The sequence below is a fragment of the Paraburkholderia nodosa genome, assembly GCF_001718195.1.
Lineage (GTDB): Bacteria > Pseudomonadota > Gammaproteobacteria > Burkholderiales > Burkholderiaceae > Paraburkholderia > Paraburkholderia nodosa_A.
Map to the genome: position 1 here is coordinate 53,384 of NZ_MCNV01000005.1, position 25,720 is coordinate 79,103.

Annotated in this window: 21 protein-coding genes; 10 read left to right on the forward strand and 11 right to left on the reverse strand. The window is 64.6% G+C overall.

Features of this window, described 5'->3' with window-relative positions; all coding sequences use genetic code 11:
- Positions 1 to 160: 160 nt before the first annotated feature.
- Complete coding sequence (locus BFD71_RS11365; RefSeq protein WP_069263688.1) at positions 161 to 610, forward strand: hypothetical protein; 450 nt, start codon at positions 161 to 163, stop codon at positions 608 to 610.
- Between the two features lie 112 nt (positions 611 to 722).
- Here the strand turns inward: BFD71_RS11365 and BFD71_RS42110 are convergent, their stop codons facing one another.
- Genes BFD71_RS42110 through BFD71_RS42120 form a run of 3 tightly spaced genes read right to left on the reverse strand, consistent with a single transcriptional unit; the run spans position 723 to position 1,786 of the window.
- Positions 723 to 950, reverse strand: coding sequence for a porin (locus tag BFD71_RS42110; protein WP_256094620.1), 228 nt, complete (start codon positions 948 to 950; stop codon positions 723 to 725).
- 10 nt (positions 951 to 960) lie between these two features.
- Positions 961 to 1,305, reverse strand: coding sequence for a porin (locus BFD71_RS42115; RefSeq protein ID WP_256094621.1), 345 nt, complete (start codon positions 1,303 to 1,305; stop codon positions 961 to 963).
- Positions 1,187 to 1,786, reverse strand: a complete 600-nt coding sequence (locus BFD71_RS42120; protein ID WP_256094622.1) for a porin — start codon at positions 1,784 to 1,786, stop codon at positions 1,187 to 1,189. Before BFD71_RS42120 ends, BFD71_RS42115 begins: the two co-directional genes overlap by 119 nt.
- A 331-nt stretch (positions 1,787 to 2,117) precedes the next feature.
- Between BFD71_RS42120 and BFD71_RS11375 the strand changes: the two genes are divergently transcribed.
- The gene (locus tag BFD71_RS11375) at positions 2,118 to 2,684 is read left to right on the forward strand and encodes a hypothetical protein (RefSeq protein ID WP_069264151.1); all 567 of its coding nucleotides are present in this window, start codon (positions 2,118 to 2,120) and stop codon (positions 2,682 to 2,684) included.
- On the opposite strand, the gene BFD71_RS11380 is transcribed toward BFD71_RS11375, so the two are convergent.
- The 5 genes from BFD71_RS11380 to BFD71_RS11400 form a co-directional block, all read right to left on the reverse strand.
- Entirely contained in the window at positions 2,657 to 3,457 is an 801-nt protein-coding gene (locus BFD71_RS11380; RefSeq protein WP_083245194.1) for an acyl-homoserine-lactone synthase, read from the reverse strand. The genes BFD71_RS11375 and BFD71_RS11380 overlap by 28 nt on opposite strands.
- A gap of 204 nt (positions 3,458 to 3,661) precedes the next feature.
- Complete coding sequence (locus tag BFD71_RS11385; RefSeq protein WP_083245220.1) at positions 3,662 to 4,450, reverse strand: autoinducer binding domain-containing protein; 789 nt, start codon at positions 4,448 to 4,450, stop codon at positions 3,662 to 3,664.
- Between the two features lie 354 nt (positions 4,451 to 4,804).
- Positions 4,805 to 5,731 (reverse strand): 3-oxoacyl-[acyl-carrier-protein] synthase III C-terminal domain-containing protein, encoded by a 927-nt coding sequence (locus BFD71_RS11390; RefSeq protein WP_069263690.1) that lies wholly within the window; start codon positions 5,729 to 5,731, stop codon positions 4,805 to 4,807.
- Positions 5,728 to 6,342, reverse strand: a complete 615-nt coding sequence (locus tag BFD71_RS11395; RefSeq protein ID WP_256094625.1) for a 3-oxoacyl-[acyl-carrier-protein] synthase III C-terminal domain-containing protein — start codon at positions 6,340 to 6,342, stop codon at positions 5,728 to 5,730. The genes BFD71_RS11390 and BFD71_RS11395 overlap by 4 nt, the downstream gene beginning before the upstream one ends.
- Before the next feature lie 80 nt (positions 6,343 to 6,422).
- Positions 6,423 to 7,889: an MFS transporter gene (locus BFD71_RS11400; protein WP_069263694.1), complete on the reverse strand. Its 1,467-nt coding sequence runs from the start codon at positions 7,887 to 7,889 to the stop codon at positions 6,423 to 6,425.
- 206 nt (positions 7,890 to 8,095) lie between these two features.
- Here BFD71_RS11400 and BFD71_RS11405 point away from each other — a divergent pair, with 206 nt between their 5' ends.
- On the forward strand, positions 8,096 to 9,700 hold the full coding sequence (locus BFD71_RS11405; RefSeq protein ID WP_069263696.1) for an EAL domain-containing protein: 1,605 nt from the start codon (positions 8,096 to 8,098) through the stop codon (positions 9,698 to 9,700).
- 168 nt (positions 9,701 to 9,868) lie between these two features.
- Here BFD71_RS11405 and BFD71_RS11410 read toward each other — a convergent pair whose 3' ends face one another.
- Positions 9,869 to 10,405 (reverse strand): hypothetical protein, encoded by a 537-nt coding sequence (locus tag BFD71_RS11410; protein WP_069264152.1) that lies wholly within the window; start codon positions 10,403 to 10,405, stop codon positions 9,869 to 9,871.
- 347 nt (positions 10,406 to 10,752) lie between these two features.
- Entirely contained in the window at positions 10,753 to 12,180 is a 1,428-nt protein-coding gene (locus tag BFD71_RS11415; protein WP_069263698.1) for an aminotransferase-like domain-containing protein, read from the reverse strand.
- Positions 12,181 to 12,546: 366 nt separating this feature from the next.
- Between BFD71_RS11415 and BFD71_RS11420 the strand changes: the two genes are divergently transcribed.
- From BFD71_RS11420 to BFD71_RS11430, 3 genes are all read left to right on the forward strand, one after another.
- The gene (locus BFD71_RS11420) at positions 12,547 to 13,878 is read left to right on the forward strand and encodes an amino acid permease (protein ID WP_083245195.1); all 1,332 of its coding nucleotides are present in this window, start codon (positions 12,547 to 12,549) and stop codon (positions 13,876 to 13,878) included.
- Positions 13,878 to 15,110 carry an NAD(P)/FAD-dependent oxidoreductase gene (locus BFD71_RS11425; protein WP_069263702.1) on the forward strand — a complete coding sequence of 411 codons (1,233 nt, stop codon included), beginning with the start codon at positions 13,878 to 13,880 and terminating at the stop codon, positions 15,108 to 15,110. The genes BFD71_RS11420 and BFD71_RS11425 overlap by 1 nt, the downstream gene beginning before the upstream one ends.
- A gap of 76 nt (positions 15,111 to 15,186) precedes the next feature.
- Positions 15,187 to 16,335: a branched-chain amino acid ABC transporter substrate-binding protein gene (locus BFD71_RS11430; RefSeq protein ID WP_069264154.1), complete on the forward strand. Its 1,149-nt coding sequence runs from the start codon at positions 15,187 to 15,189 to the stop codon at positions 16,333 to 16,335.
- Positions 16,336 to 16,352: 17 nt separating this feature from the next.
- Here the strand turns inward: BFD71_RS11430 and BFD71_RS11435 are convergent, their stop codons facing one another.
- Complete coding sequence (locus BFD71_RS11435; RefSeq protein ID WP_069263704.1) at positions 16,353 to 19,289, reverse strand: PAS domain-containing hybrid sensor histidine kinase/response regulator; 2,937 nt, start codon at positions 19,287 to 19,289, stop codon at positions 16,353 to 16,355.
- 245 nt (positions 19,290 to 19,534) lie between these two features.
- On the opposite strand from BFD71_RS11435, the gene ku reads away from it, so the two are divergent.
- The 4 genes from ku to eutB all read left to right on the forward strand — a co-directional run bounded on the left by ku (position 19,535) and on the right by eutB (position 25,719).
- The gene (ku, locus tag BFD71_RS11440; protein ID WP_069263706.1) at positions 19,535 to 20,395 is read left to right on the forward strand and encodes a non-homologous end joining protein Ku; all 861 of its coding nucleotides are present in this window, start codon (positions 19,535 to 19,537) and stop codon (positions 20,393 to 20,395) included.
- A gap of 41 nt (positions 20,396 to 20,436) precedes the next feature.
- Positions 20,437 to 23,040, forward strand: a complete 2,604-nt coding sequence (gene ligD / locus BFD71_RS11445) for a DNA ligase D (protein ID WP_069263708.1) — start codon at positions 20,437 to 20,439, stop codon at positions 23,038 to 23,040.
- 177 nt (positions 23,041 to 23,217) lie between these two features.
- A complete protein-coding gene (gene ehuR / locus BFD71_RS11450) occupies positions 23,218 to 24,630 on the forward strand; it encodes a MocR-like ectoine utilization transcription factor EhuR (RefSeq protein WP_069263710.1) in 1,413 nt (470 codons plus the stop codon).
- Positions 24,631 to 24,738: 108 nt separating this feature from the next.
- Positions 24,739 to 25,719, forward strand: coding sequence for a hydroxyectoine utilization dehydratase EutB (eutB, locus tag BFD71_RS11455; RefSeq protein WP_069263711.1), 981 nt, complete (start codon positions 24,739 to 24,741; stop codon positions 25,717 to 25,719).
- The last annotated feature ends 1 nt before the right edge of the window (position 25,720 follow it).

The following is a 25,720-nucleotide window of genomic DNA, read 5'->3' on the forward strand; positions in this document are numbered from 1 at the left end:
AGATAACGATCGGGACAGGAAATGACTGGAAACTTCGAAATTGTGTCACGGCTGCTGATCGCGGCGCTGCCCGGCAGTGTGACCGGCTTCGAGCGTGAGAGACTGGGCTGGGCGGCTGAAGTACGTACGCCCATGCTCGTCTGTGTCGCATGCCGCGCTCATGATGCTGGTGTCGGTAATTGGCTTTGCCGATGCGCTGGGCAAGAAGAAGGTCGTACCTGTTCCATCGTGTCGGGGAGCGGCTTTCCCGGTGCGGGATCCATCCTCCTTCGTGGCGAAGTGCGTGCGTGGTATCACGACAGCTGCGGGACTTTGGTCAGTGGCCGGCAGCGGACTGGCAGAGAGTGGCGGCATTTACACCGTAGCGATCGGTGCCACTGCGATCATCCTGGCAGGCGTGAGGCCGCCGGAGCGACACTTTATCCCGGTGCGCCAGCAGCGCAATATCGAGCTCCTGGTCAAACGCAGTAGTGTCTCGCTTGATACCGTTCATCGTGCACCTCTCGCGGGTAGCGTACGGGCCGGGCAGGTCATCGTGCTGCAGTCCGAGGATGATGCCGATCGTGATGACGTGCAGATGGCTGCCCCGCTCCCAGAGATACTCACCTGAACCTACGAAGAGGAAGGACTCGACGCATGAGACTGACGTTCTGGCACATCACGGATGGGGAAACTTTAGGTGAAAAAGTGATAAGGATGCCGTGCAAATCAATAGTCCGCACTCAAAACTTGTGCGTCATGCCGATGATGCCGCGAGCGGTCGCACCCGGCGTGACCGGTACACCGGAGTATTGCGCACCGTTCAGCGAGAAGTCGGTCCGATTTCGGTTATCGAGCAGACCGGCCGCCACATAAATGCCCGAGCGTTTCGACAGGAAATACGAATAGGCGAGGCCGATCTGCTGCGCGTTGTTGCCGTTACCGCTACGGTCATGCAAATTGCCGTACATCACCGCGATTTCATTCGCCGGGTTGAACAGACGATGCCGACGCCGTGTACATCGCCACGTTCTGGCTATGGTCGGACCGCGTTTCCGTATGGTAGACGAGATAGAAGCGTGCAGCGCTCAGCCGCAGCGACGTCGCGACCGTGAACACCTTCTGCGTCGAGGTGCCTGTCGCATTGTCCTGCTGCTCGTAACCTGCGGCGAGGTGCCACGGGCCGTTGATGTACTTGAACACCGCGTTATAGAACTGAAGACCGTTGGAAGGTTTGGTGGTCGCATCGCGCATGCCGACCATGAATTGCACGGGAAGGCCGCGATAGGTCGGCGTGAAATAGGCGATTGCATTGTTCGAGCGCACGCTGACGTCGGAGAGATCGCTGCACGACGAAGCGATCGATTTGCCCGCAGGCGGATCGAGTTTCGCCGTCGATAAACAGATACTGCGGCTTCTTCTGCCGCCCGATCCGAAATTCGCCGAAGCTGCCCGACATGCCAACCCACGCGAGGCGATTGAACGCGTAGCCCGCGACTTGCGCGGCGCCGTTCACTGCGGAAAAGCCCTGTTCCAGCTGGAAGTTAACGTGGACGCCACCGCCTATGTCCTCGTGACCGATGAGTCCATAGACGGTCGCGAACATGCCACCTGATGACGTTCGCACCACGCCGCCTGAACCACCGTTCTGATATTCGATGCCGTTATCGATGACGCCGTAAAGCGTGACCGACGTTTGCGCCTGAGCACGCCACCCGACGTGATGCCGAAGTCCTTGGAAACCAGTTCGTTCACGGCGTCGTGCGCTTGCGCGACGTCCGAACCTGCCGCCGAAAATGAACGACAACCTCGATTGAGTTCCGCTTACCCAACTCTATACCCCTGGTGCTATGTGCCTTGATGCATCCCGGGATCTCCGAATCACCAGCATATCCGGTGCGAAGTCTCACACATGAAACGATCCTGGGGCGCCAGGAGGGACCCTACGTCATTTGGCAGTTGATGGATTGTCTGGGAAAAACGAAAAAGGAGACATGATCCGATTCCGAAACAGGTCGCCGCGGGGAGCCGTCATGAGCGAACTGTGGGAGAGTCACCCGATGCCTGACGCGTCGCGGTATCGCGGGAAAACACGGGGCTGGATCGACACCCGCACGTACATTGGGGCAGGGAACATGATGAAAGAACTCGATCCATCGACGGCGGGCGGCGGCAACAGCGCTCCCCTGGCGCCATCTCCCCTGGCAGATCCAGACCCGCGATTGCAGCGTGCCGAAACCGAAGTCCGTCGGCTGACCCGATGTATGGAGATCAGGGACCGGCAGCTCGGTGAGTTGCGCAAGGCGCTTGCGCATTCGGCGACCGTGCACTACCGGGTTGAGGACCGCCTGCAGCGCGAACTGGATTGCCTGCGGATCATGATGCCGGCCGAAGCGTTCCGGATGCCGTCCGGCGAGTCAGGTAGCGGGCGGTCGGACCATGGCATCGCAGTGCGACTGCCCTATGTGACGTCAATACTGTCAGTGCTGTTCGATGCGATGTGCGTGTTCTGGGCAGACTGCGATCACGATCATCCCCCGAAGTCAGCGACCGTCGCGCACGCGATCGATGAGCGGCTGGGCCTGAGCTCGCAACCGAATGGCGAGGCCTCACGCAGTGCCCAGGCCTATGCGTCTGCGATCCGGCCGGACTGGATGAAGGAGGCCGACAACCGGCATCACAGTCGGCCGGCGATGATGCGCTGATGTGAAGAGGCAGTCATCTGGATTAAACCTTGCGTGCGCCCTGCGCCATTGTCGCAAACCAAGGTGGGCGCTTCGGTCGTGACCTCTGCAGGGCGCACACGCGCTGTTTCAGACGCATCTGGAAAACCCGGGGCGTCAGCCGCGGGGAGTGGGAACTGTCCGAAGCGGATGATTGAGTTCTGCAGCGTGTCGGGATCGCACTGGAGTTTCTGAAACGTAGCAGAATCCAGATCGATTGCACACGCAACGACGTCGGCATGGCCCCGGGGCGCTTCTCTGCCGATATTGTGCAGCTCGAGGCCGAAGCGGCGGTACAGGCGCGCAACGGCGTGCGAGACGACGCCGATCACGCGTGTCGCGCCACATGAGAGGGCGAGCGAGATGACGAAGGGAAACAACGACATGCCTGAGGTCGAGCCGGTGCGGTGGTCCGGCAGCCCGGATCCCGCAAAGCGCGACATCTCCCATATCGAGGATGAAGATGGCAGGATATCGCCCGGGCGTGCCAGTTCCGGGAAGACGTCACGGAGCAGGTAAGGTCCTGTGGTGGGCATCAGTCGGGCGCATCCACAGACTTCGCCGTCTGGCGAGAATGCGACCAGATGCAGCGTAGGGTTTCCATCGAAATTATCCCACTCGCTCGTGGCGTCGTGGGCCACGCCAGGTATTTCCCAGTGCAGGCGCTGCACGAAGACTCGGTGGCGGAAGGTTCCGAGGCGGCGACGAATATGGGGTGGCAGGTCGTCGAGTCTGCCCGCAACGATATATGGCACGGTTTCCTCCTGGCATTGGGCATTGGGCGTTGGGCTTTGGCCGTTGAGCGTTGAACGCGAAGCTATCAGCGGGTCGGCGGTTCTGAAACCCGGAACTTTGGGAGGGTGCAGTGGCCGGCGCGCGGGCAGGCAAGTGCCGGTGGCCCTCGTCGCATATGCGCGGCGAGGGGTCGTCTGTGTGGTTGTGCCGGGTGAAGGGACAGCTCAGGGCTCTACGAGCCCCTGCACGGTGGCATTGACGGCGGCGGCCGTCCTGCCGTAGCAGTTGAGGGCTTTCATCGCTTCTTCGAGGTGGTAGTTCACGGTGTAGTGAGAGATGCCAAGAATGGTGGCGATTTCAGCCGAGGTTTTTCCGCGTGCAACCCAGGTCAGGCATTCACGCTGACGCGGTGTCAGGAAGTGCGATGCCTTGATTGATGGCCTGAGCGTGAGTCGATGCAGTTCGAAGTGAAACTGTGTGCTGGCAAGGTACGCCAGCCGCGAGTTAGCCACGTCGTTCACGCAGTGCAGGGGCCCCGAGAGGTTGAACAACAGAATGCTGCCGCCGGGCTGGTGAACGGGAATGCTGAGTCCGCCGGCCAGTCCGGCCTCCCGTGCTTCGTCGAGCACACGGCGCTCGGCCTTGCTCAGACCGATGATGTCATGCCACCGGTAGGGGGCCGAGTGGGTAAAGGCGGCCCGGTGCACGGGATCGGTGGACGCGTAGTCGCGGCGCTGGTAGTGACGGACCCATTCGTCGGGGTAGTGGGCGTGCACCATCTCGAGTGCGGTTCGCTGGTGACAGGCTGAACGGCTTCGGGCAACGCGGCTGATGACGTAATAGGGGAATCCGAGCGTATCGACCGCGTTGCCGAAGGAGTCGACGAGGGTGGGTATGTCGGCGGCATATGCCAGACACATCAACGGTGCAGGCGTGGCAGCCTGAGCGCGGTCAGGCGTTGCGACGGGATGACGTGCGAGCCCGTTCGAGCGGCGTCGGGAGAGACGTTTCATGTTTGCTACCTCGGCGCCGCCCCACGGAGTCCGGAACACCAGGCGCGACATGAGAACGAAACCGCCGCACAACGACAGCGCGGTTCATCCGACGTGCGTTTCCGGGAGGGAGGGTCCAGTCAGAGGTCCGCATACGATAGCCGGGATGCGGCATCCGGCGCGGCTAACCGGGCAGCATCCGCAGATGTTACCGTTAACCGTTTCGTACATATTATAGTCAGCCAGTTAAAAATTCCACGGGCAATGACGTCGATCGTGATCGGCGCTTCGTTCCAGGGGACCTTCCCCGTTGCGTTGCGGCGGCGGCTACGTGCAAGGCCTGCTGTTGCCCTCGCAGTCAGACTCACGGTGACCTCAGGGGCACAGGAGTGCCGCTGCGGAAAACCCGCCCACGCCCCGTGCAAAGAGCAGGAGCGGCCTGCCGGGAACCAGCCCATCGCACTGCGCGAGATTGATGAACGCATCGCTGACGGTGACGTGACCGATCCGGCTGAAATTCTGCGCGAACAAGCGGTTCCGCGGGATCCGAAGCGAATCGAGCAGGCGATACCACGCAGGCAGATCCAGATGGTGGGGCAGGACAAGCTGGATATCGTCCAGTGACCGGTGCGCTTGCTGGAGCACATGACGGATCAGCTTGCGTGCCGTAAGGAAGGACTGCGCGGCCAGACGGGGATCGTTGTTTGCCAGCACGCCTGGCCATCCCAGGCCACTGGCATGTGTCGCGATCGCAAGCAGTCGGTTCGCCACACCGCCGCGCTCGATGAATGCAGCAAAGGCACCATCACCGAGAATCCCCTCGTCCTGCATTAACCTTTCCGACTCGATTGGCATCGCATCGGCGCCGACAAGCAGCACCCGCTCCATATGCGGGCGGGCGATGAACATCGCGCGGATGATACGCAGTGCGCCAAGGGCGGATGCACAATGCTGCTGCGCGAACGAGAAGGCGTCGGCGTTGGCGAAACCGAACCGGTCACAGAGCAGGCCAGGCAGGGACTGCGGCGGCGGCGCAATGCTGCCCTGAAGCGTGTGCACGTAGACGAGGCCGTCCACTGTCTCGGGTGCGGCGCCGGAGGCGAGCAGGAGCCGCTGGATTGCACTGGCGGCGAGCCCGATTGCGGTTTGCCCATCCGCGTTGCGGAAGTGGCGCATCCCCGCGTGCTCCAGGTTCCGCGCGGTCGCGGTTTTCTGCCGGGTCCGCTTTGCCCAGCTGCGGACTTCGTCGACGCGATCGGGAAGATGAAAGGCGACGTGCGGTATGCCGAGATCGGGGATCATGGCACGCACCGGATGTCGTCCTGCTGATGGAGAGTCGGTGCGCTGTGCGCCTTCAGCAACGCTGTGCCGACAAACCCCCCCATCCCGTAGCCCCACAGCAATATGCGGTGCGTGCAGCAGTGGTTCGCATGCCTCAATGCCTGTGCAAGGCGTACGAAAGATTCGGCTGCGCCGAGATGAACGCAATCCTGATGGGGTGCTTCGGTCCCCGGCCGGCCGAGCCGCTCGCAGACTGCGGTCGTGAGCGATGAGATTGCCGGGTGCCCCACAACCGTGTCGATTTCATCGCGGTGAAGGCCGTGTTGCGCGAGGAGGCAATCGATCATCGACAGCAGGGTGGACGTCCGCGCATCGGCGGCGCCTGCCGCAGGGCGCCTGATGTGAGCGGGAACGTGCCGGGTTGCAGCGTCGAGTAGCTGCAAGCCCGCGGTTTCGTGGCGGGTTCTCTCCACGAGGAGTGCAGCAGCGGCATCGCCGTGCACGATGTCAGCTCCGCATATTCTGGAAAACGGTGGACACCACTTTTCCGCCGCGACGATCAGTATCGTGTGCACCTCCGGTTCAGCGACGATCAGGTCAGCCGCAAGCCGCAATGCAGTGAAGGGTGTCACGCCGTGCTGCTGGGACACGGAAAAGGCAAGGCACGGGGTGCCGATTTCCGCGCGCAGCCGTCCGGCAATCGTGGTCGAACCTACTCCTTCCCCACGGCCGAAAGCGGCGCGGCCACATGTTCGAGCGACTTGCGCTCCGCGTCCACGCCCCAGATCGCGGCTACGAGTGCAGCCGCGATCATGAGCGCCGATCCCACCGCATAGCCCGTGAACACTTCGCTGCGCTGGTGTGTATCGATCAGTCGTCCGAAGAACGCCGGGCCGATGATGCCGCCCAGCGCCGTGCCGAACGCATAGAACACGGCGATGGCAAGCGCCCGGATCTCCAGCGGAAACGATTCGCTCACGGTCAGATAGGCGGAACTCGCCGCCGCCGAGGCGAAAAAGAAAATCACCATCCACGCGCCGGTTTGCATCGTCGCCGTGAGCATGCCGTGCTCGAACATCCAGCCGCTCGCCGTGAGCAGCACGCCCGAGAGCGCATAGGTCGCGGCGATCATCGTGCGCCGGCCAATCACGTCGAAGAGCCGCCCCAGCACGATCGGCCCGAGGAAGTTGCCGAGCGCGAACGGCAGCAGATAGAGGCCCACGTCGCCACCGGGCACGTGATAGAACTCGGTGAGTACGAGCGCGTAGGTGAAGAAAATCGCGTTGTAGAAGAAGGCCTGCGCGGTCATGAGCGATAGACCCACCAGCGCGCGACGGCGGTGCCGCACGAATATGGCATGAAACACCGCGCCCAGCGGGGTATGGCCGCGCGCATGCAGACGCAGCGGGTCGTCAGGCGGGTCTTCCAGCGTATGGCCCGCATCACGAAAACGCGTCTCGATGCCTTCCACGATGTGCTTCGCCTCGTCGTGCTCGCCGTGCGTGAGCAGCCACCGCGGGCTTTCGGGAATCCAGCGGCGCATGGGCAAAATGATGAGCGCGAGTACCGCGCCAATGAAAAAGCACACGCGCCAGCCCCAGTCCGCGGGCAGCAGGTGCGGATCGAGCAGCACGAGCGAGCCCGCCGCGCCGATGGCCGCGCCCACCCAGAACGTGCCGTTGATGCTGAGGTCGGTCCATCCGCGCACGCGCGCGGGCGTGAACTCCTGGATCGTCGAATTGATGGCGGCGTACTCGCCGCCGATGCCCGCGCCCGTGATCGCGCGAAACGCGACGAAGCTCGCGAAGCTCCATGAAAACGCTGTTGCGGCGGTGGCCAGCAGATACACGGCGAGCGTGATGAAAAAGAGCTTGCGGCGGCCCAACCGGTCCGTGAGCCAGCCGAAGCCGAGCGCACCGCACACCGCGCCGGCAATATACGCGCTACCGGCCAGGCCCACCTGCGCATTGTCGAGATGCAGCACCGGGCTTGTTTTCAGCGCACTCGCTACCGCACCGGCCAGCGTGACTTCGAGACCGTCGAGCAGCCAGGTGACGCCCAGCGCCACGACGATGAGCACGTGAAAGCGGCCCCACGGCAAGCGATCGAGGCGCGCGGGCAGCGTGGTTGCGATGATGGCGGGCTTATCAGTCGTCTCGGTCGTATTGGGAGGATTCATCGGGCAAGGCCGGGTTCAGCACGCGATGCGTAGTAGCATGCGCCGTTCCCGGAATGCGGGGTGCGCGTGAAAACAGAAAAATCAACATGTAAGGAAGCGGTTGACGTAACGTATCGTCTGTTCATACAAAAAGCGGGTGACGTGCAGGGAGCCTATGCCCGGATCATGTCCGGAACGGGGCACGCCATCCATGCACAGGTGTGCCCATGACAAAACCAGCTACGTGGTCTTCGATTCGCAAGTCCCTTTGGTCGGGCCTCACGCCCACGCTCGCCGCCATCGTCACGTTCGTGTGCGCCGCAAGTCTGCTGTTGCTCGCGGCGGCCGCCGGCGTGAGGGAAGGCGACAAGTCGATCCGCAAGCATGAAGGTCTGATCGCGCAGGATATGGTGTCCGCGATCGAGCACATTCTCGATAGCGTGCTCACCGCACAAAGTGCCGCGTTCGCCGCACTTCCGGGGCAGCCCTGCGAGCGTGTGGCGCGGCAGTTCGCCGAGCTGAGAACGCACGTCAACTACGTGCGCGGCATCAATCTCGTGGCGAACGGGCGGCTCTACTGTTCGTCTGCGCTCGGCCCCTACGACCTGCCGCTCGCTCCGTTCTTCGCGCATGTACCTGCGAGCACTGCGGTCACGCTGATCGGCGGCTCGCCCTGGCAGGCCCACGTGCCGGTCATGCCGCTCTATGTACCCACCGGCGAGAACGTTGGCCTGCTTTACGTGATCGAGTCGGCGTATCTGACCGATGCGCTCGCGCACGCCGTGCGCTACGGCGCGGGCCGCGTCACGCTCTCCGTGCCGGGCGCTGCGGCGATAGACGACCGTGGCGCGCTGCTCGCCGCCGTCGACGCGGCGCGCCACGCGGGTGCGGGTGCCACGTCTTCGCGCTGGGGCTTCGCCGTCGACGTGGCGTTCGCGGCAAGCGCGCATCGCGACGCACGCTGGAAATACGGTCTGCGCTTTGGCGCGGCGGCGCTGCTCGTCGATCTGCTGATCGGCGCGGCCTGGCTCATCGCATTCGCGCCGCGCCGGCTGCTGCTCTCGGCGGTGCGCCGCGGCCTGCGGCACGGCCAGTTTCATGTGGTCTACCAGCCCGTGGTCGAACTGGCGACCGGCCGCGTGAGCGGCGCAGAGGCGCTCATTCGCTGGACCCATCCGAAATTCGGCGCAGTGAGTCCCGCCGTGTTCATGGCCGACGTAGAGGGTAGCCGCCTGCTCGGACCGGTCACGCGCTTCGTGCTCGAACGCGCAACCACAGAGATGGTGCGCGCGACGAGCGAGCGTCCGTTTCACCTCGCCGTCAACGTTGCGCCGCTGGACTTCGAACGCAAGGATTTCGTGGCGGACGTGCTCGGCGCAGTCGAGCACCTGCCGCCGGACATCATCCTGATTCTCGAAGTGACCGAGCGTTTCCTGCTCGAACAGCGCGCTCGCACCGAGGCGGTGTTCGAGACGCTGAAGGCGCGCGGCGTGAAATTCGCTATCGACGACTTCGGCACGCATCACAGCAACCTCGACACGCTCGGGCGCTTTCCGTTCGACTACGTGAAGATCGACGGGCAGTTCGTACGACAACTCGAGCGGCGCGGCGATCAGCTTGTCAAGGGGATCGTGGCGCTGGCCAGTCACTTCGGAATGGAAATCATTGCAGAGGGTGTCGAGACCGAGGCGCAACACGAGATGTTGCAACGTCTGGGCATTCGCTATGGGCAGGGGTATTTCTACCGGCGGCCGGGCTCCGCTGCGAGTATTGCCGAAATGCAGCGCGACGCGAGGCTCGTGCGTTATGCGGTGTCGTCGCCGGTGCGCTAGCGCGAATACGTATGAACGGTCTTGAATAACGAATTCCGTAAGCCGAAGTTGCGAAGTCTGCAATCCTTACCGAGGGTTGTCTGCAAAAGCGCACGTGCTTCCGGTTGCGCCATTTCCTGTTTCGATTATTGTCTTTCTCGATTCGACAGTTAAATCAGATACGCGGACCTAGAAGCCGCGCCGAACGGTAACCGTTGCGCCTGTGCTATGCGAATGAAGAATGGCGACGCGTGCGGTGGCGGAAAACACCCACTCGTCGACGGTCAGCGAGAGCCTGCGCTGAGGCTGCGCGCCGATGTTCAGCGTGCTGTCCGGCACCTGAAGAATCGAGATTTGCGGCGCTGTGGAAGGGCCCATCTGCAGATAATCGGCACTCGACCGTGCAGCCTGCTGCTCACCGTAACGGCTTCCGGGCGCGGATTTCACGAAGTCGTAATGGTATTTGTCCTGTGCCACCGGCGCGCTATAAAAGCTTTCGACTTCCGCGTAAAACGGCTTTGACTGATTCGCGTGATATTCCATTTCGTACCGGTGGAGGTACGCCTGGGGTTCCGGTGGCAGCGCTGGAACCACTTCCATCGGCATTGACGGGATATTGGCGACCGTCATGGTTTCGGGAATGTTCAAACCGGTGCTCTGAGCGAATGCGTAACCGCTCAGCATAAAAAAGGCTGCACCGACAATCTTTTCGTTCAGGCACGTCATGAGCATGCCTCCAATGACGAACTCGAAACATCAAACTGTCGAACGTTCCTGCCGAACTGACTGCCTTTGCATCACTTGCACCAATGCATTCTAGTACCTGATTTGCTTCCTGCCAGCCGAATGTGTGCGTACGCGATGCAGATGGATGCGAAGTCCACCAGAGCGCGGTTGACGTGCACCGTCGTTGCCTAACATCGCGGACGTTATGACCGATTCGAGCTGCGCGAGGCGCACTCGCAGCGGAAGAAATTGCGCATGGACGTGCGCATGCTCGATGGGCTCACGCAGCAGGCGAGCCCATCGACGCCACATCGACGCCAACCCATTGGGGAAAATCCGGGTGCGGCCTAGATCGTGCCGAAGAGCGCGCGCGGCCGGTCCTGCAGTGTGCGAGCGAGAACCTTCAGTGCGCGCGCGAGTTGCTCCCGCGAGGTTGCACACGCGAGGTTGACACGCACGCCGTGCTCGAGCGTCGAGCGGTCCACCGCGAAGGCCGAAGCGGGCATGGTATTCACGCCGCGCGCGAGCGCATTCGCGGCGAAGTCGTCGGAACGCCACGGCGCCGGTACACGCAGCCAGACGAACATGCACGCCGGGTCGCTGTTGAGCAACTCGCGCGGCAGGATCTGGAGAGCGAGTTCCTGGCGCGCCTGCAGCTCCGCACGCTGCGCTTCGAGGATGAGGTGAGCGGTGCCGTCCTCGATCCAACGCGTGGTGATGAGCGTGGTGAGCGGCGCAGGCATCCAGGCCGTCGTGCGCACGGCTTCGGCTGCGAGCGGTGCACCGTGCGGCGGCGTGAGCAGATAGCCGATGCGCAGCCCCGGCGCGAGCACCTTCGAGGTGGAGGCCACGTGGAAGGTCAGCTCGGGACACAGGCTCGCGATGGTCGGCAGGCGCTTGCGCAGCAACGGCCCGTACACGTCGTCCTCGATGATGGCGACGTGATGGCGCCGCGCGATCTCCACGAGCGCGAGGCGCCGCTCGAGGCTCATCGTGACCACGCTGGGGTTCTGCAGGTTCGGCACGGTGAAGATGGCCTTCACCGGCATGCGGCGGCAGGCATCGCCGAGCTGGTCGGGCAGGAGGCCTTCGGCGTCGCTCGGGATACCGACCAGCTCGAACTGGAATACGGGCGCGAGCGCCTTGAGGCCGTAGTACGTCAGCTTGTCGGAAAGGATCACGCCTTCGTGTCCCATCAGGCTGCTCAGGACCGCATAGAGGCCGTGCTGCGCGCCGCTCGTCACGACGAGATTCTCGGGTGAGGGCGTGAAGCCCGGTGCGGCGATCCACTGCGCGCCCGCGGCGCGCGCCCATTCGGCGCCCTGGGGCGGCTGGTATTCCTGGGTTTCGGCAAAGCGCGGGTCGCGCGAGATCGACGCCATCGTGCGGGCGAGCTGCGCGAGAAATTCTCCGGTCGCCGGCCGGTTGACGGTGAGGTCCACCACGCCACCCGCTTCAGCGCCGCTCGCCTGACTGCCGCGCTGCGCCGCCGCGCCGACGGCAGGCATGGCCCCGCCGGTGACGATCGAGCCGCGCCGCTTGCTCGCCACGATCAGCCCGCGCGCCTGCAATTCCTTATACGCGCGCGAGACCGTGGAGACGTTGATGCCCAGTTCCACGGCCAGATCGCGCTGCGGCGGCAGGCGGCTGCCGGGTGGGTACTGACCGCTGCGCACCTGCTCCTCGAGATTGCGGGAGACCTCCAGATACGTGGCTTGTCGACCTTTTGTCTGGAGATCGTCATCCGATTTTGTCTGGTAATCGTCGGCTTTCATGCAAGTAGTAACTCCATACAAAATTCGATCGTCTGCCACGTTGCCTTGCTGCTGTGAAATGGACTGCTAGCGCCGCCGCCGCATCGTTACGCCAATAGTACGATATCTGGCCGGAGTTTAGCTGCCTTTGTCCCGGGCCGAAAGGTCACCCACCAGGGAATTTCCTAGTCTCCACACAAAGCATTTTTAATTGCACACAAAAAATTATTGTGTGAGTATGAATTCAAGGTTTTGTTCGGTCGGCAGTTCGGCGCAACACGCACTGTATTACAGGAGGACAGGCTCGTGGCAACCCGGCAACCCACACCCGCTTCCGACGTAACATCCACACCCCTTGGCCACTCGCTGCGCAAGCGGCACGTCACGATGATTTCGCTCGGCGGAATCATCGGCGCGGGGCTCTTCGTCGGGAGCAGCGCGACCATCAGCGCGATGGGGCCGGCTGCCTGCCTGAGCTATCTGCTGGCCGGCATCGTCGTGCTGTTCGTCATGCGTATGCTCGGCGAGATGGCGCTCGCGCATCCGGGTGTCGGCTCGTTCACGGAGTTCACGCGCATCGGTCTCGGCGACTGGGCCGGTTTCACGAACGGCTGGCTCTACTGGTACTTCTGGGTCATCGTGGTCGCCGTGGAGGCGGTGGCGGGCGCGGGCATCCTGCAGCGCTGGATTCCCGCACCGGTCTGGGTAATCGGGCTCGTGCTCCTGTCGCTCATGACGGCCGTGAACCTGCTCTCGGTGAAATCGTATGGAGAATTCGAGTACTGGTTCGCGTCGATCAAGGTGGCGGCGATCATCGTGTTCATCGTGGTGGGCGCGAGCTATCTGTTCGGGTTCAGCTCGTGGCACCAGACCGTGAACAACCTGAGCGGCGACCACGGATTCATGCCGTTCGGCGCGATGTCGATCTTCGCGGGCGTGCCCACGGTGATTTTCGCCGTGGGCGGTGCGGAGATCGCGACCATTGCCGCGGCCGAATCCGACGATCCGGGCCGCAACGTGGCGTCGATGACACGCTCGGTCATCCTGCGCGTCATCACGTTCTATGTCGGCTCGCTCTTCGTGATCGCGTGCATCGTGCCGTGGGCGAGCATCAAGGTGGGCTACTCGCCGTTCGTGGCCGCGCTCGAAACCATGCATATCCCGGGCGCCGCGGACATCATGAATGCAATCGTTCTGGTGGCCGTGCTCTCGGCGCTGAACTCCGGGCTCTATGTCTCCTCGCGCATCGTGTTCCGGCTCGCCGAGCGCCGCGACGCCCCGCGCGCGCTGCTCTCGCTCTCGAAGAGCCGCGTGCCGCGCCTCGCCGTGCTGGCGAGCAGCATCGTCGGCTACGTGGCCATCGTCGCGGCCATCGTTTCGCCCCAGGGCGTGTTCCTCTATCTCGTCAGTGCATCGGGCGCGATCATGCTGTTCGTGTATCTCTCCATCGCCGTTTCGCAGATCGTGATTCGCCGGCGCCTCGAGGCGACGGCGCCCGAACGGCTCACATTCAAAATGTGGCTCTTTCCCTGGCTTTCGTGGGCCGTGGTGGCCGCGATTGCCGGCGTGCTCTGCGCGATGGGCTTCGACCATGCGCTCGCGGGCCAGCTCATGGCGAGCCTGGCGAGCCTGGCGGTGGTGTCGGCGGCTTACCTGCTCACACGCAAGAGGACTCACGTGCAGGAATTCCGTGAGCCTGCAACCAACTGGAAGAAGTAATGGCGCAAGTGGCTGTCATCGGCGCGGGCTTCGTGGGGTTGTCGTGCGCGTACTGGCTCATGCGCGACGGGCACAGCGTGACGCTGTACGACGCGCAGGGGCCGGGCGAGGGCGCTTCATACGGCAACGCGGGCACGTTCGCGAACTATGCGTGCATTCCCGTGAACAACCCGGACGTGTTCCGCAATATCCCGCGCTTTCTATTCTCGTCGACGAGCCCGCTGCGCATCCGCTGGGGCGACGTGCCGGCGCTCGCGCCCTGGCTCACGCGTTTCCTGCTGAGCGCGACGCCCCGCCGCTATGAGGGCAGCGTGAATGCGCTCGCGCAATTGCTTTCGCGCGCCTTCGAAGGCTACCGCGAAATGCTGGCCGTCGACACGCTCGCGGCCTTCGTGCGTGAACGCGAATGCCTTTACCTGTATTCGAGCGCAGCGTCGTTCAAGGCCGCGCAGCCGGCGCTCGAGCTACGGCGCTCGCTCGGCGTGGCGTTCGAAACGCTCGCGCGCAACGAGATCGCCCAACTGGAGCCCGGCCTCGCGCCGCTCTTCCCTCAAGGCACGCTCTTCAAGGGCAGCTGGTTTCTGAGCGATCCGCGCGGCTTTCTGCAGGCCTTGCACGCGATGCTGACGCAGCGCGGCCTGGTGCACCGGCGCGTGGCGGTCGATACGCTGAAGCCAACGTCTCGTGCGGTGAAGCTGATTGATACGGCGGGCGAGGCACATGACGCGGAACAGGCCATTGTCTGCGCGGGTGCGTTTTCGGGGCGCCTCGCGCGCCAATGCGGCGACGCAGTGCCGCTAGGTGTGGAACGTGGCTATCACGTGCGCTTTCCTGGCACCGCTAATCGAATTTCGCGTCCGTGCGGCTGGGCCGAACGCGGCTTCTACATGACGCCGATGGACGGCGGCATCCGCGCGGCGGGCACCGTCGAGCTGGCGGCCAGCGGCGCGGGCAAGAACGCGGACCTGCTGCGCCTCTTGACGCGCTCCGCGCAGGAGGCGCTGCCCGGGCTGCCGGAACCGGACAGCGACTGGCTGGGTTTCAGGCCGAGCCTGCCCGACGCGTTGCCCGTGGTGGGCGCGTCGAGCCGCTCGCCGCGCGTGATCTACGCGTTCGGGCACCAGCATCTGGGCGTGACGCTCGGCGGCGTGACGGGCGGCGTGGTCGCCGATCTCGTTGCAAGGCGTGCGCCTCCTTTCGATCTTGCGCCTTATAGTCCGCGACGCTTTTAACCCGTGATTCAAGCCACTTTCCAGCCAACCGCCACATAACACCCACCGCAACAGTCTCCCAGCGAGGATGAGCATCATGAACCGCCGCACTCTCGTACTAACGATGGCCCTCGGGCTGATGGGCTTGCACGGCCCCGCGCAGGCGGCCGACCCCGAGGTTGTGAAGATCGGCTTCGCGGGTCCGCTCACCGGCCCGGTGGCGCGCGTCGGCAAGGACTTGCAGTATGGCGCGCAGCTCGCGATCGACGAGGAGAACGCCAAACACCCCATGATTGCGGGCAAGCCGGTGAAGTACGTGCTCGACGTGCAGGACGACCAGGCCGATCCGCACGTGGCCGTGCAGGTGGCGCAAAAGCTCGTGGACGACGGCGTGGTCGGCGTGATCGGCCACTACAACTCGGGCTGCAGCATTCCCGCTTCGACGGTGTATCACAATGCGAATGTCGCGATGATCACGCCGGGCTCGACGAATCCGGCGCTGACCCAGCAGGGCTACGCGAACGTGTTTCGCACCATGGGCAACGACGGCATAGGCGGCGTGATCGCCGGCAAGTTCGCGGTGGAGCAGTTGAAGGCGAAGCGCATCGGCATCATCGACGACCGCACGGCCTTTGGCCAGGGGCTCGCCGACGCGTTCGAGAAAGGCGCGAAGGAGGCCAACGGCAATATCGTCGACCGCGAGTTCACCAATGACAAAGCCGTCGATTTTCGCGCCATTCTTACCTCGCTCAAGCAGAAGAACGTCGACGTGATTTTCTTTGGCGGCCTCGACGAACAGGGCGCGATGCTCGCCAAGCAGATGCGCACGCTCGGCATGCCGGCGCGCCTGTTCGGCGCGGGCGCATTGAAGAGCAATGCCTTCCTGCAGATCGCGGGCCCGGCGGGCGAAGGCACGCAGGATCTCGAACCAGGGCCGGCGCTCGACAAGCTGCCTTCGGCGCAGGCGTTTGCGAAGCGCTACAAGGCACGCTTCAATCAGGATGTCGAACTGTATGCGCCGTTCGCCTATGATGCCGCGCTCGCGATGATCAAGGCGATTCGCGACGCCGATTCGCTCGACCGCGCAAAGATCGTCGCGAGTTTCCCGAAGGTGACGGTGGTGGGCGTGACGGGCAATATCGCGTTCGATCCGCACGGCGACCTCATCAAGCCGCCTTATACGCTCTTCGAGGTGCAGCAGGGCCAGTGGAAGAGCCTCAAGACGCTCGGGGGCAATGGCGTGTAAAGCGCGTGAGGGGCCTTTCAGCGCGCGACCAGCAGCTCGAATAGCGTGTGGAAATCGACCGGCTTCGTGAGATGCGAATCGATTCCGCTCATGCGCGAGCGCAGTCGGTCGGCGTGCTGGCCCCAACCCGTTAGCGCGATGATCTGCAGGCCGACGTACCGCGGGCTTTGACGAATCTGTCGCGCGATTTCATAGCCGTCCATGCCGGGCATGCCGATGTCGAGTACGACCGCATGTGGCACCGACTGCGCCAGCGCACCGAGCGCGGCGGCGCCGTCGTAGACCACGCGCACCTGCGCGCCTTCGCCCGAGAGCACCATGGCGAGCGAATCGGCGGCGTCGCGGTTGTCGTCGACCACGAGAATGCGCTTGCCCGCGAGCGGCTTCGCAGCGCGCGCCACGCTCGCCGGGGTCTCGCGCGCTTCCGTGGTTGTCTGCTGCGAGAGGGGCAGGCGCACCGTGAAGGTGCTGCCTTTGCCGGGGCCGGCGCTTGCCGCCTCGACGGTGCCGCCGTGCATGCGCACGAGATGTCGCACCATGGTGAGGCCAATGCCGAGGCCCCCCTGGTTGCGGTCGGCTGGGCGGCTGACCTGAGTGAACAGTTCGAACACCTGATCGATCTGCCCCGCCGACATGCCGATTCCGGTATCGCTCAGTGCGACGACGACCCACTCGCCTTCGCGGGTGGCGTCGAGCCGGATCTGGCCGCCCGTGTCGGTGTAGCGCGCCGCGTTGTTGAGCATGTTCGCGAAGACCTGCGTGAGCCGCACGCGATCGGCGTCGAGAACGAGCGGCGTGTCGGGAAGCGTGATGCTCAGTTCATGATGGGCCTGATCGATGGCGGGGCGGCTCGTCTCGACGGCATTCTCGATGATTTCCGCGAGCGCCACGGGCGCCTTCACGAGGCCGATCTTGCCGCGCGTGATGCGCGACACTTCCATCAGGTCGTCGATCAGCCGCACCATGTGATGCACCTGACGATCGAGCATGTCGAGGATCGGCGCGGAGTCCGCTGGAAACTCGCTGTGCCGGATGAGGTGCAGCGCATTGGCGATCGGCGCGAGCGGATTGCGCAGCTCGTGCGCGAGCGTGGCGAGGAATTCGTCCTTGCGCCGGTCCGCTTCCTTGAGCGCGTCTTCGGCATTCACGGCTTCGGTCACGTCGATCGATACACACACGTGGCCGCGAAACTCGCCGTTCGCGGAAAACCACGGCGCACAACAGGTTTCGAACCAGTGCCAGCCTGCATCCTTGATTTTCACGCGCAGCCGGCTCTGGAACGCGCAATGGTCGAGTTGCGCAGCCTGTAGGCGCGACAGAAAGCCGGGCAGGTCGCGCGGATGCACGATGGTTTGCCAGCCGGTTTCGAGCAGCTGTCCGGGCGTGAGGCCGATCGCCGTGAGATAGCGCTGGTTCAGATAGACCGTATTGCCTTGCGTGTCGATTTGCCAGATCAGTGCGGGCGACGCTTCGGCTAGCGCGCGAAAGCGCGCCTCGCTCTCGCGCAGCGCTTCCTGTGCGCTGCGGCGGTCGTCCACGTCGATATTCATGCCCACCCACTTGCGCACCGTGCCGTCCGGATTCCAGATCGGCGCGGCGCGCACGTTGGTCCAGCGCCAGCCACCCGCGGCGACGTGCAGGCGATATTCCGCGTTCACCACGCGTTGTGCCGCAATCGCGTCTTTCCATTGGCGCAGCGCGTAGGCGCGGTCATCGGGATGGACGGCGTTCGCCCAGCCTTCGCCGAGCCATTCTTCGCCGGGCTGCCCGGTATATTCCGACCAGCCCGGCGAGACCGACTCGGCCTGACCTTGGGCATCGGCTTCCCATACGGCCTGCGCAAATCCTTCCACCAACGCGCGAAAGCGCTCCTCGCTGTCAGCGCATTCAGTTTCCACGCGCTTGCGTTCCGTAATGTCCAGTGCGAATTCGGCGCACCTGGAAGCCATGCCCGTGCCCGAGATCCGCGTGGGCGCGAAAAGGCCCCACCAGCGCGTGCCGTCCTTGCGGATCAACTGCCGTTCATAAGGCTGTGTGCGTCCGGTGGTGGCGAGGTCGGTGACCGCACGCGTCGTGACGCCGAGAAATTCGAGCGGCACGAGCCGGTCCCAGTGCGCCGCGGCGCGCAAATCCTCGCGGCTATAGCCGCTCATCTGTTCGAAAGCGCCGTTGGCGTCGGCCATGGTGCCGTCGAGGTCGAAGAACAGCACGCCCACGGTTTCGATGGAGATGGCGGCCTGCAGGCGCGCCTCGCTCTCGCGCAGCGCCTCTTCGACCTGCTTGCGGTGCTCGGCTTCGTCGTGGAGCTTCGTATTGATGTTCTGCAGCGTGCGCGTGCGTTCGGCCACCTGCTGCGCGAGATTGCGGCCCGCGTCCTGGGCGTCGCTCAGCGCGCTCGTCAACTGGTGGGCGGCGCTCGCGCAGGAGGCGAGACCTTGTAGCTGGCGCGCGTCCTCGGCGTCGAAATGTCTTTCTTCGCCGTGCGTCACGGCCCAGACCGTGCCGACCACCGTGCCGTTGACGCGCCATGGCACGTGCAACGCCTCGCTGATGGGTGGATCGATCGCGCGGTACGAAGCAAAGCTGCGTGCCGGCCGGTCGAAGAGAAGCATGGTATTGCGCCCCTCGGTCACGCCGCAGGGACAATCGTCGCCGGGAAGCGTGCGGTCCACGTCGGCAGCCAGTTCGCCGGCCACCGCGCCCCAGCGGAAGCGGGCCGTGGGGCCGTCGCGCTCGGGCACGCTCACGCCGGCCGACTCGGCGCGGCAAAGCGTGAGGGCGAGCCGCGCGAGCATAGGCAGCACACCTGAGGGATTGTTCGCCATTTCATGCGCGAGCGCAGCAAGCGCACGGCTCTCGCCCTGGTAGTCGGGCAGTCGGTTCGGGCGGTTCACCAGGGCTTCGGTGATCAGCGTTTCCTCGACCGTGAGCGCAGGTGCGCCGTTGTCTTGCATGCTGCCTCCGCTTTAGTCGTCCGCCGCCCCTGCGTTCGCATCTTCGGTGCAAAGTTGCTAACGCAGGTGGAGCCCATTGTGTTTGCGGGTAAGCATCGCGTATTCCCGTAGACAAAAACCGGGAGATGCCAGCACGTTTTGTTGCGTCCCTTTGAACACAGCGCACTTCTGAACGGGCCGCAAGGGCGGCGGGCATTGTATTTGCGTGATGGCCGCACGATACGGAAGGCGAGGAGGATGCGAGCATGCCACGCGCGATATGGAAAGGCGCCATCACCTTCGGGCTCGTGTATGTGCCGGTCGAAGTGTTCCCGGCTACGCAGAGCGAGCGTACCGGCTTCAACCTGCTCGATCGGCGCACGCTGGACCCAGTCGGCTATCAGCAGATCAACAAGCGCACGGGCAAGGCGGTCCAGCACGCCGACATCGTGCGCGGCTACGAGTATGAAAAAGGCGCCTACGTGGTGATGTCCGACGAGGAGATCAAGGCCGCGAGTCCCGAATCGACGCAGACGGTCGAGCTGCTCGCGTTCGTCGAGGCGTCGCAGGTCTCCTTTCTCTACCTCGACACGCCGTACTGGCTCGCCCCCGATAAGCGCGCGGGCAAGACCTACGCGCTCTTGCGCGACGCGCTCGCGGCGAGCGGCAAGCTCGGCATTGCGAGCGTCGTGCTGCACAGCCGGCAGCATCTCGCGGCGCTCGTGGCGGTGGGCCCCGCGCTTGCGCTGCAAACGCTGCGGTGGGCCACCGAGGTGCGCGAGTTCGATGCGGTGAAGCGGCTGCCCAGCAGTGCAAAAGCCGCGGGCGTGAGCACACAGGAACTGCAAATGGCGCGCAAGCTCATCGACGACATGAGCACGGACTGGGACCCCGAAACGTATCGCGACACCTACCTCGACGCGATTCTCGAACTGGCCGGGCGCAAGGCGCGCGAAGGCAAGGCGCACGAACTCACGCCCGTTGCGGCACCCGCGCCCGAGCGGCGCGGCGCGGATATCGTCGACCTTTCCGAGCTGCTCAAGCGCAGTCTCGGCAAGCGCAGCGAGCGCGGCGCTAGTGCGCCGCCGCGGAAAACGGCGCCGAAGCGCGGACGGCGCGCGGCATGATGAACGCAAATGCGGCTCAGAGAGCGCAACAAGGGTGAACGATGAAGCACAAACTCGAAGTCTACGAACAGAAGCGCCGCTTCGATGAAACCCCGGAGCCGCGTGGTCGCACTGCGCGACGCAGCGCGAAACCGCGAGAGGGTGAAGGATCGTTCGTGATACAGCGTCACGATGCGCGGCGGCTGCACTACGACTTTCGCCTCGAGCTGGACGGCACGCTCAAGTCGTGGGCTATTCCCAAGGGCCCGAGCCTCGACCCGACGGTGAAACGGCTCGCCGTGCATGTGGAGGATCATCCGCTCGAATATGGCTCGTTCGAAGGGCGCATTCCCGAAGGCAGCTATGGCGCAGGCACGGTGGCGATCTGGGACCACGGTGTGTGGCGCCCCGAGGGCGGTTTGCGCGGCGCGCGCGAAGGGTATGCGCAAGGCAAGCTCAAATTCACGCTGGAGGGCGAGCGGCTGCACGGCGGCTGGGCGCTCGTGCGGAGTCCCATGCACGACGGCAAACAGGAGAGCTGGTTGCTGATCAAGCAGCGCGACGACGAGGCCGTGCCTGAAGACGAATTCCATGTAGTCGAGGACGAACCTGCTACGTCGAAAACGTCGAAAACATCAAAAAAGGGCGCCCGCGCGGGCAACCGGGGCGCGAAGCAGGAGGCAGCCACGGCACTGGAAGGCGCAGTGCGCGCATCGATGCCAGAGACACTTGCCCCGGAACTTGCTACGCCGGTCGACGCTCCCCCGCACGGCGACAACTGGCTCTACGAAATGAAGTTCGACGGCTACCGCGTGCTGGCGCGCATCGACCGCCACGCGCGCGGCAAGGGCGATGTGCGTATCTTTACCCGCACCGGCAACGACTGGACAGCGAAGTTTCCGCGTCAGGTGCAAGCGCTGCGCGCGCTGAAGGTCGAATCGGCGTGGCTGGACGGCGAGGCCGTTGTGCTCGACGCGGCGGGCGTGCCCAACTTCCAGGCGTTGCAGAACGCGTTCGACGCGGGCCGTGCGGGCGACATCACGTTCTGGCTCTTCGATCTGCCTTGGCTAGACGGCGCGGACTTGCGCGGCGTGGCGCTCGAGGCGCGCCGCAATAAGCTCTCGGCGCTGCTCGCACAAAAGCCTGACGATGCGCTGCGTTTTTCGGCGGCCTTCGAGGGCGAACCGCAGGCCCTGCTCGAAGCCGCCTGCGAGGCGAATCTCGAAGGACTCGTCGCCAAGCGGCGCGATAGTCGCTACACGTCCACGCGCAGCGCAGCGTGGCTCAAGCTGCGCTGCTCGCGGCGCCAGGAATTCGTGATCGGCGGCTATACGGAACCGAAGGGCAGCCGCGAGGGGTTCGGCGCACTGCTGCTCGGCGTGTATGGCGACGATGGCGCGTTGCAATATGCCGGCAAAGTGGGAACGGGTTTCGACGCGGCGCGGCTCGAAGCGATGGCGGGCGAACTGCGTGCGCGCGAGCGCCAGAACTCGCCGTTCGCGGCGGTGCCGGCGGCCGAGCGTCGCGCGGGCGTGCACTGGGTGCGGCCCGAACTCGTGGCGGAGGTGCGCTTCAAGACATGGACGAGCGCGGGCGTGGTGCGCCAGGCGTCGTTCGTCGGACTGCGCGAGGACAAGCCCGCAAAGGACATCGTGCGCGAAGGGCAGCCGACGCCCGTGCAGGCGGTGGCGAACCAACGCGAAAAGAAGGTCGCGAAGCAAGCCTCGACGGACGCACCAAAGACTGTGAGCCGCACGCGCCGGGCCGCGCACGACGAAGCCGAAGTCGCCGGCGTGCGAATCACCCATCCCGAGCGGGTGATCGACGCGCAAAGCGGACTGCGCAAGATCGATCTCGTTGAGTACTTCAAAGCGATTTCCGCATGGCTGCTGCCGCACGTGCAAGGGCGCCCCGTTGCGCTTGCTCGTGCGCCCAAGGGCGTGGGAGGCGAGCTGTTTTTCCAGAAACACGCCAAAGCGTTGCAGATTCCCCATGCCACGCAGCACGCCGGTCTCGATCCAGGCCATGCACCTCTGCTCACGCTCGATTCCACCGAAGCGCTGGTCGGCGCCGCGCAGATGGATACGATCGAACTGCACACCTGGAATGCGCTCGCGGCAAGCATCGAAAAGCCCGACCGCATCGTCTTCGACCTGGACCCCGATCCCTCGCTCGGTTGGGAGCGCATGCTCGAGGCCGCGCAGCTCACGCGCGAGCTGCTCGAGGCGCTGGGCCTACGGGCATGGTGCAAGACGAGCGGCGGACGGGGCCTGCACCTGGTGGTGCCGCTCACGCGCCCTGCCGGCTGGGACGAGGCGAAGGACTTCGCGCGCGCGGTGGCGAGCCACATGGCGGCGACGCTGCCCGAGCGCTTCAGCGCGAAGATGGGGGCGCAGAACCGCAAGGGCCGGATTTTCGTGGATTATTTGCGCAACAACCGCGGCGCGAGCACAGCTGCGGCTTATGCGCCGCGGGCGCGGCCCGGTCTTGGCGTATCGGTGCCGGTCGATTGGGACGAACTGCACACGCTCACAAGCGGCGACCAGTGGAATGTCGCGAATGTGCGCGGGCGGCTCGAAGCGCTGCGCGCCGATCCGTGGAGCGGCTACGAAAAGGCGCGCCAACGGATTACGGCCGCTATGTGGAAACAACTCGGCGTGAAGTGAAAGCTTATCGTCAGATGCCAACCAGGCTCGCAAGCTCGTCGCCTCCGAAGTGGGTTCGCTGGCGCAGCGCGAGCGCGGCGCGCTGATTGTCCTTTTTTTACACGCAATTGTCCTGAGACAATAATTTTCCGCCCCGTTTCTGAGCGACCATGAACGCTTACCGAGGAGCGGATCGAGATGGCGTGGGCGACGATTTCGGGCGAGTGGCGTGACGCGGTCGGGGCCGCGCACGGCGCAGAGTCCAAATACAAACGGCTGGTCAAGGCGATTGCACAGGACATCGAGCGCGGCGCGCTCGTTTCCGGCGTGCGCCTCGCACCGCAGCGCGAGGTGGCCTCGGAACTGGGCGTGAGCGTGCAGACGGTCACCAATGCCTACAAGGAACTCGAAAGACAGGGCCTGATTCGCTGCGAGGTGGGGCGCGGCAGCTTCGTCGCCGCGCGCGTGACCGAGTCGATGTCGAACTATATTCTCGACACGGCCGAGCGCGAGATCGTCGACTTTTCCATTGCGCGCATCGTTCACACGCCGCAGCACGACGCCGCGTGGCGTGATGTGTGCGCCACGCTCGCCACGCTGGACGATCAACCGTGGATTCGCTCGTTTCGCCCCATCGCGGGCTTCGAGCATCATCGCCAGGCAGGCGCGGCGTGGCTCGCCTCGCTCAACATGCCGGTGAAACCCGAATCGCTCCTCATCACCAATGGCGCGGCGCACGGCATTTTCCTCGCGCTCGCGTCCACGGTGGGCCCCGGAGACACGGTGCTCTGCGAAAGCCTCACGGACCACGGCGTAATCGGCTCGGCAAACGTGCTGGGCTTCACGCTCAAGGGGCTCGAAATCGACGAGTACGGCATCCGTCCCGAGCATTTCGAGGAAATGTGCGACAGCGAGCGCGTGAGCGCGCTCGTGTGCACGCCGACCTTCAACAATCCCACCATGGCCGTCTTGCCCGATTCGCGGCGCCGCGCGATTGCGCGCATTGCGGAGCGCTATGGCGTGTACGTGATCGAGGACGATGTGTATGGCGCGCTGCCCGCGAAAGCCAACACGCCTGTCGCGAGCCTGATTCCCGAGCTGGCGTTCTATTGCACGAGCATGACCAAGTCGGTGCTCACCGGTCTGCGCACGGGCTATCTCGCCATGCCGCGCCGCCTTGCGCTGCGCGTGGAAAGCGTGTTGCGCGTGAGCAGCTGGATGGCGACCTCGCCGATTGCGGAGATTGCCACGCGCTGGATCATGGACGGCACCGCGCGGCGCCTCGTGGAACTGCAGCGGGAGCGGCTCGCCGCGCGCCAGGCGATGGTGCGCGAGGCGTTGGGCGACTATGTGCTCGGCGCGCATCCCAACGCGCTGTCCGCCTGGCTGCGCGTGCCCGACTACTGGCAGGCTGACCGCCTCGTGCGCGAATTGCGCAATCGCCAGATTGCCGTGACTTCGCCGGACCCATTTCTCGTGGGCGGCACAGCGCGTCCCAATGCGGTGCGCATCAGCCTTGGCGCGGAAGCGTCGGACACCGCGTGCCGCAACGCGCTGCAGACCATGGCGGGCGTGTTCGAGCAGTATCCGCACGTGCACGATTTCAACTAGACGTTGCGTCTGCCCATCCGGGCGCGCGGATTGTACCAGGACATTAGAAAGCCCGTTTTGGCTCATTAGACTGGATTGCACAGATTCACAGGAAGGAACGTGCATTTCATGTCGTCGCTTTCGTTTTCGTCACTCTCGCTTGCCGATGTCTACCGCGCGCGCCAGCGGCTCGCCGGCCGCGTAGCGCACACCCCGCTCGTGGCGTCTCCCACTTTGTCGGCGCGCGTGGGCGTGCCGGTCTACTTCAAGCTCGAAACCGTGCAGCCCACGGGCAGCTTCAAGTTGCGCGGCGCGACCAACGCGGTGGCGCATCTCGCCGAGTCGGGCGTGAAGCGCGTCGTCACTGCGTCCACCGGCAATCATGGCCGTGCACTCGCGTATGCGGCACACGCGCTCGGCATGGAGTCGGCCGTCTGCATGTCGTCGCTCGTGCCGCCCAACAAGGTCGAAGCTGTGGCTGCGCTGGGCGCGCGCGTGGTGATCGCGGGCAAGAGCCAGGACGAAGCGCAGATCGAAGCGCAACGCCTCATGCGCGAAGAAGGCTATGCGTTCGTGCCGCCGTTCGACGACTTGCACGTGATCGCCGGGCAGGCCACCATCGGCCTCGAAATTCTCGAAGCGCTGCCCGACACCGCGACCCTCGTGGTGCCGCTTTCGGGCGGCGGACTGTTCAGCGGCGCAGCGTTTGCGGCGAAGCAGATCCGGCCGGACGTGCGCGCCATCGGCGTTTCGATGGCGCGCGGCGCGGCCATGCATGCGAGCCTCGCGGCGGGCCATCCCGTCGACGTTGAGGAAAGCGAAACATTGGCCGATTCGCTGGGCGGCGGCATTGGTCTCGACAATCGCCACACCTTCGCGCTGACTCGCGCGTTGGCCGATGAAGTCATCCTGCTCGGCGAGCCTTCGATCGCGCACGGCGTGGCCCATGCGTACCGCGAAGAACGCCTCGTGGTGGAAGGCGCGGGCGCGGTGGGCATGGCGGCGCTGCTCGACGGGCACATCGAGCGCAGCAAAGGCCCGCTCGTGATCGTCGTGAGCGGCGCGAACATCGACATGACGGTGCACCGCCGTCTCGTGACGGAGGTTTGAA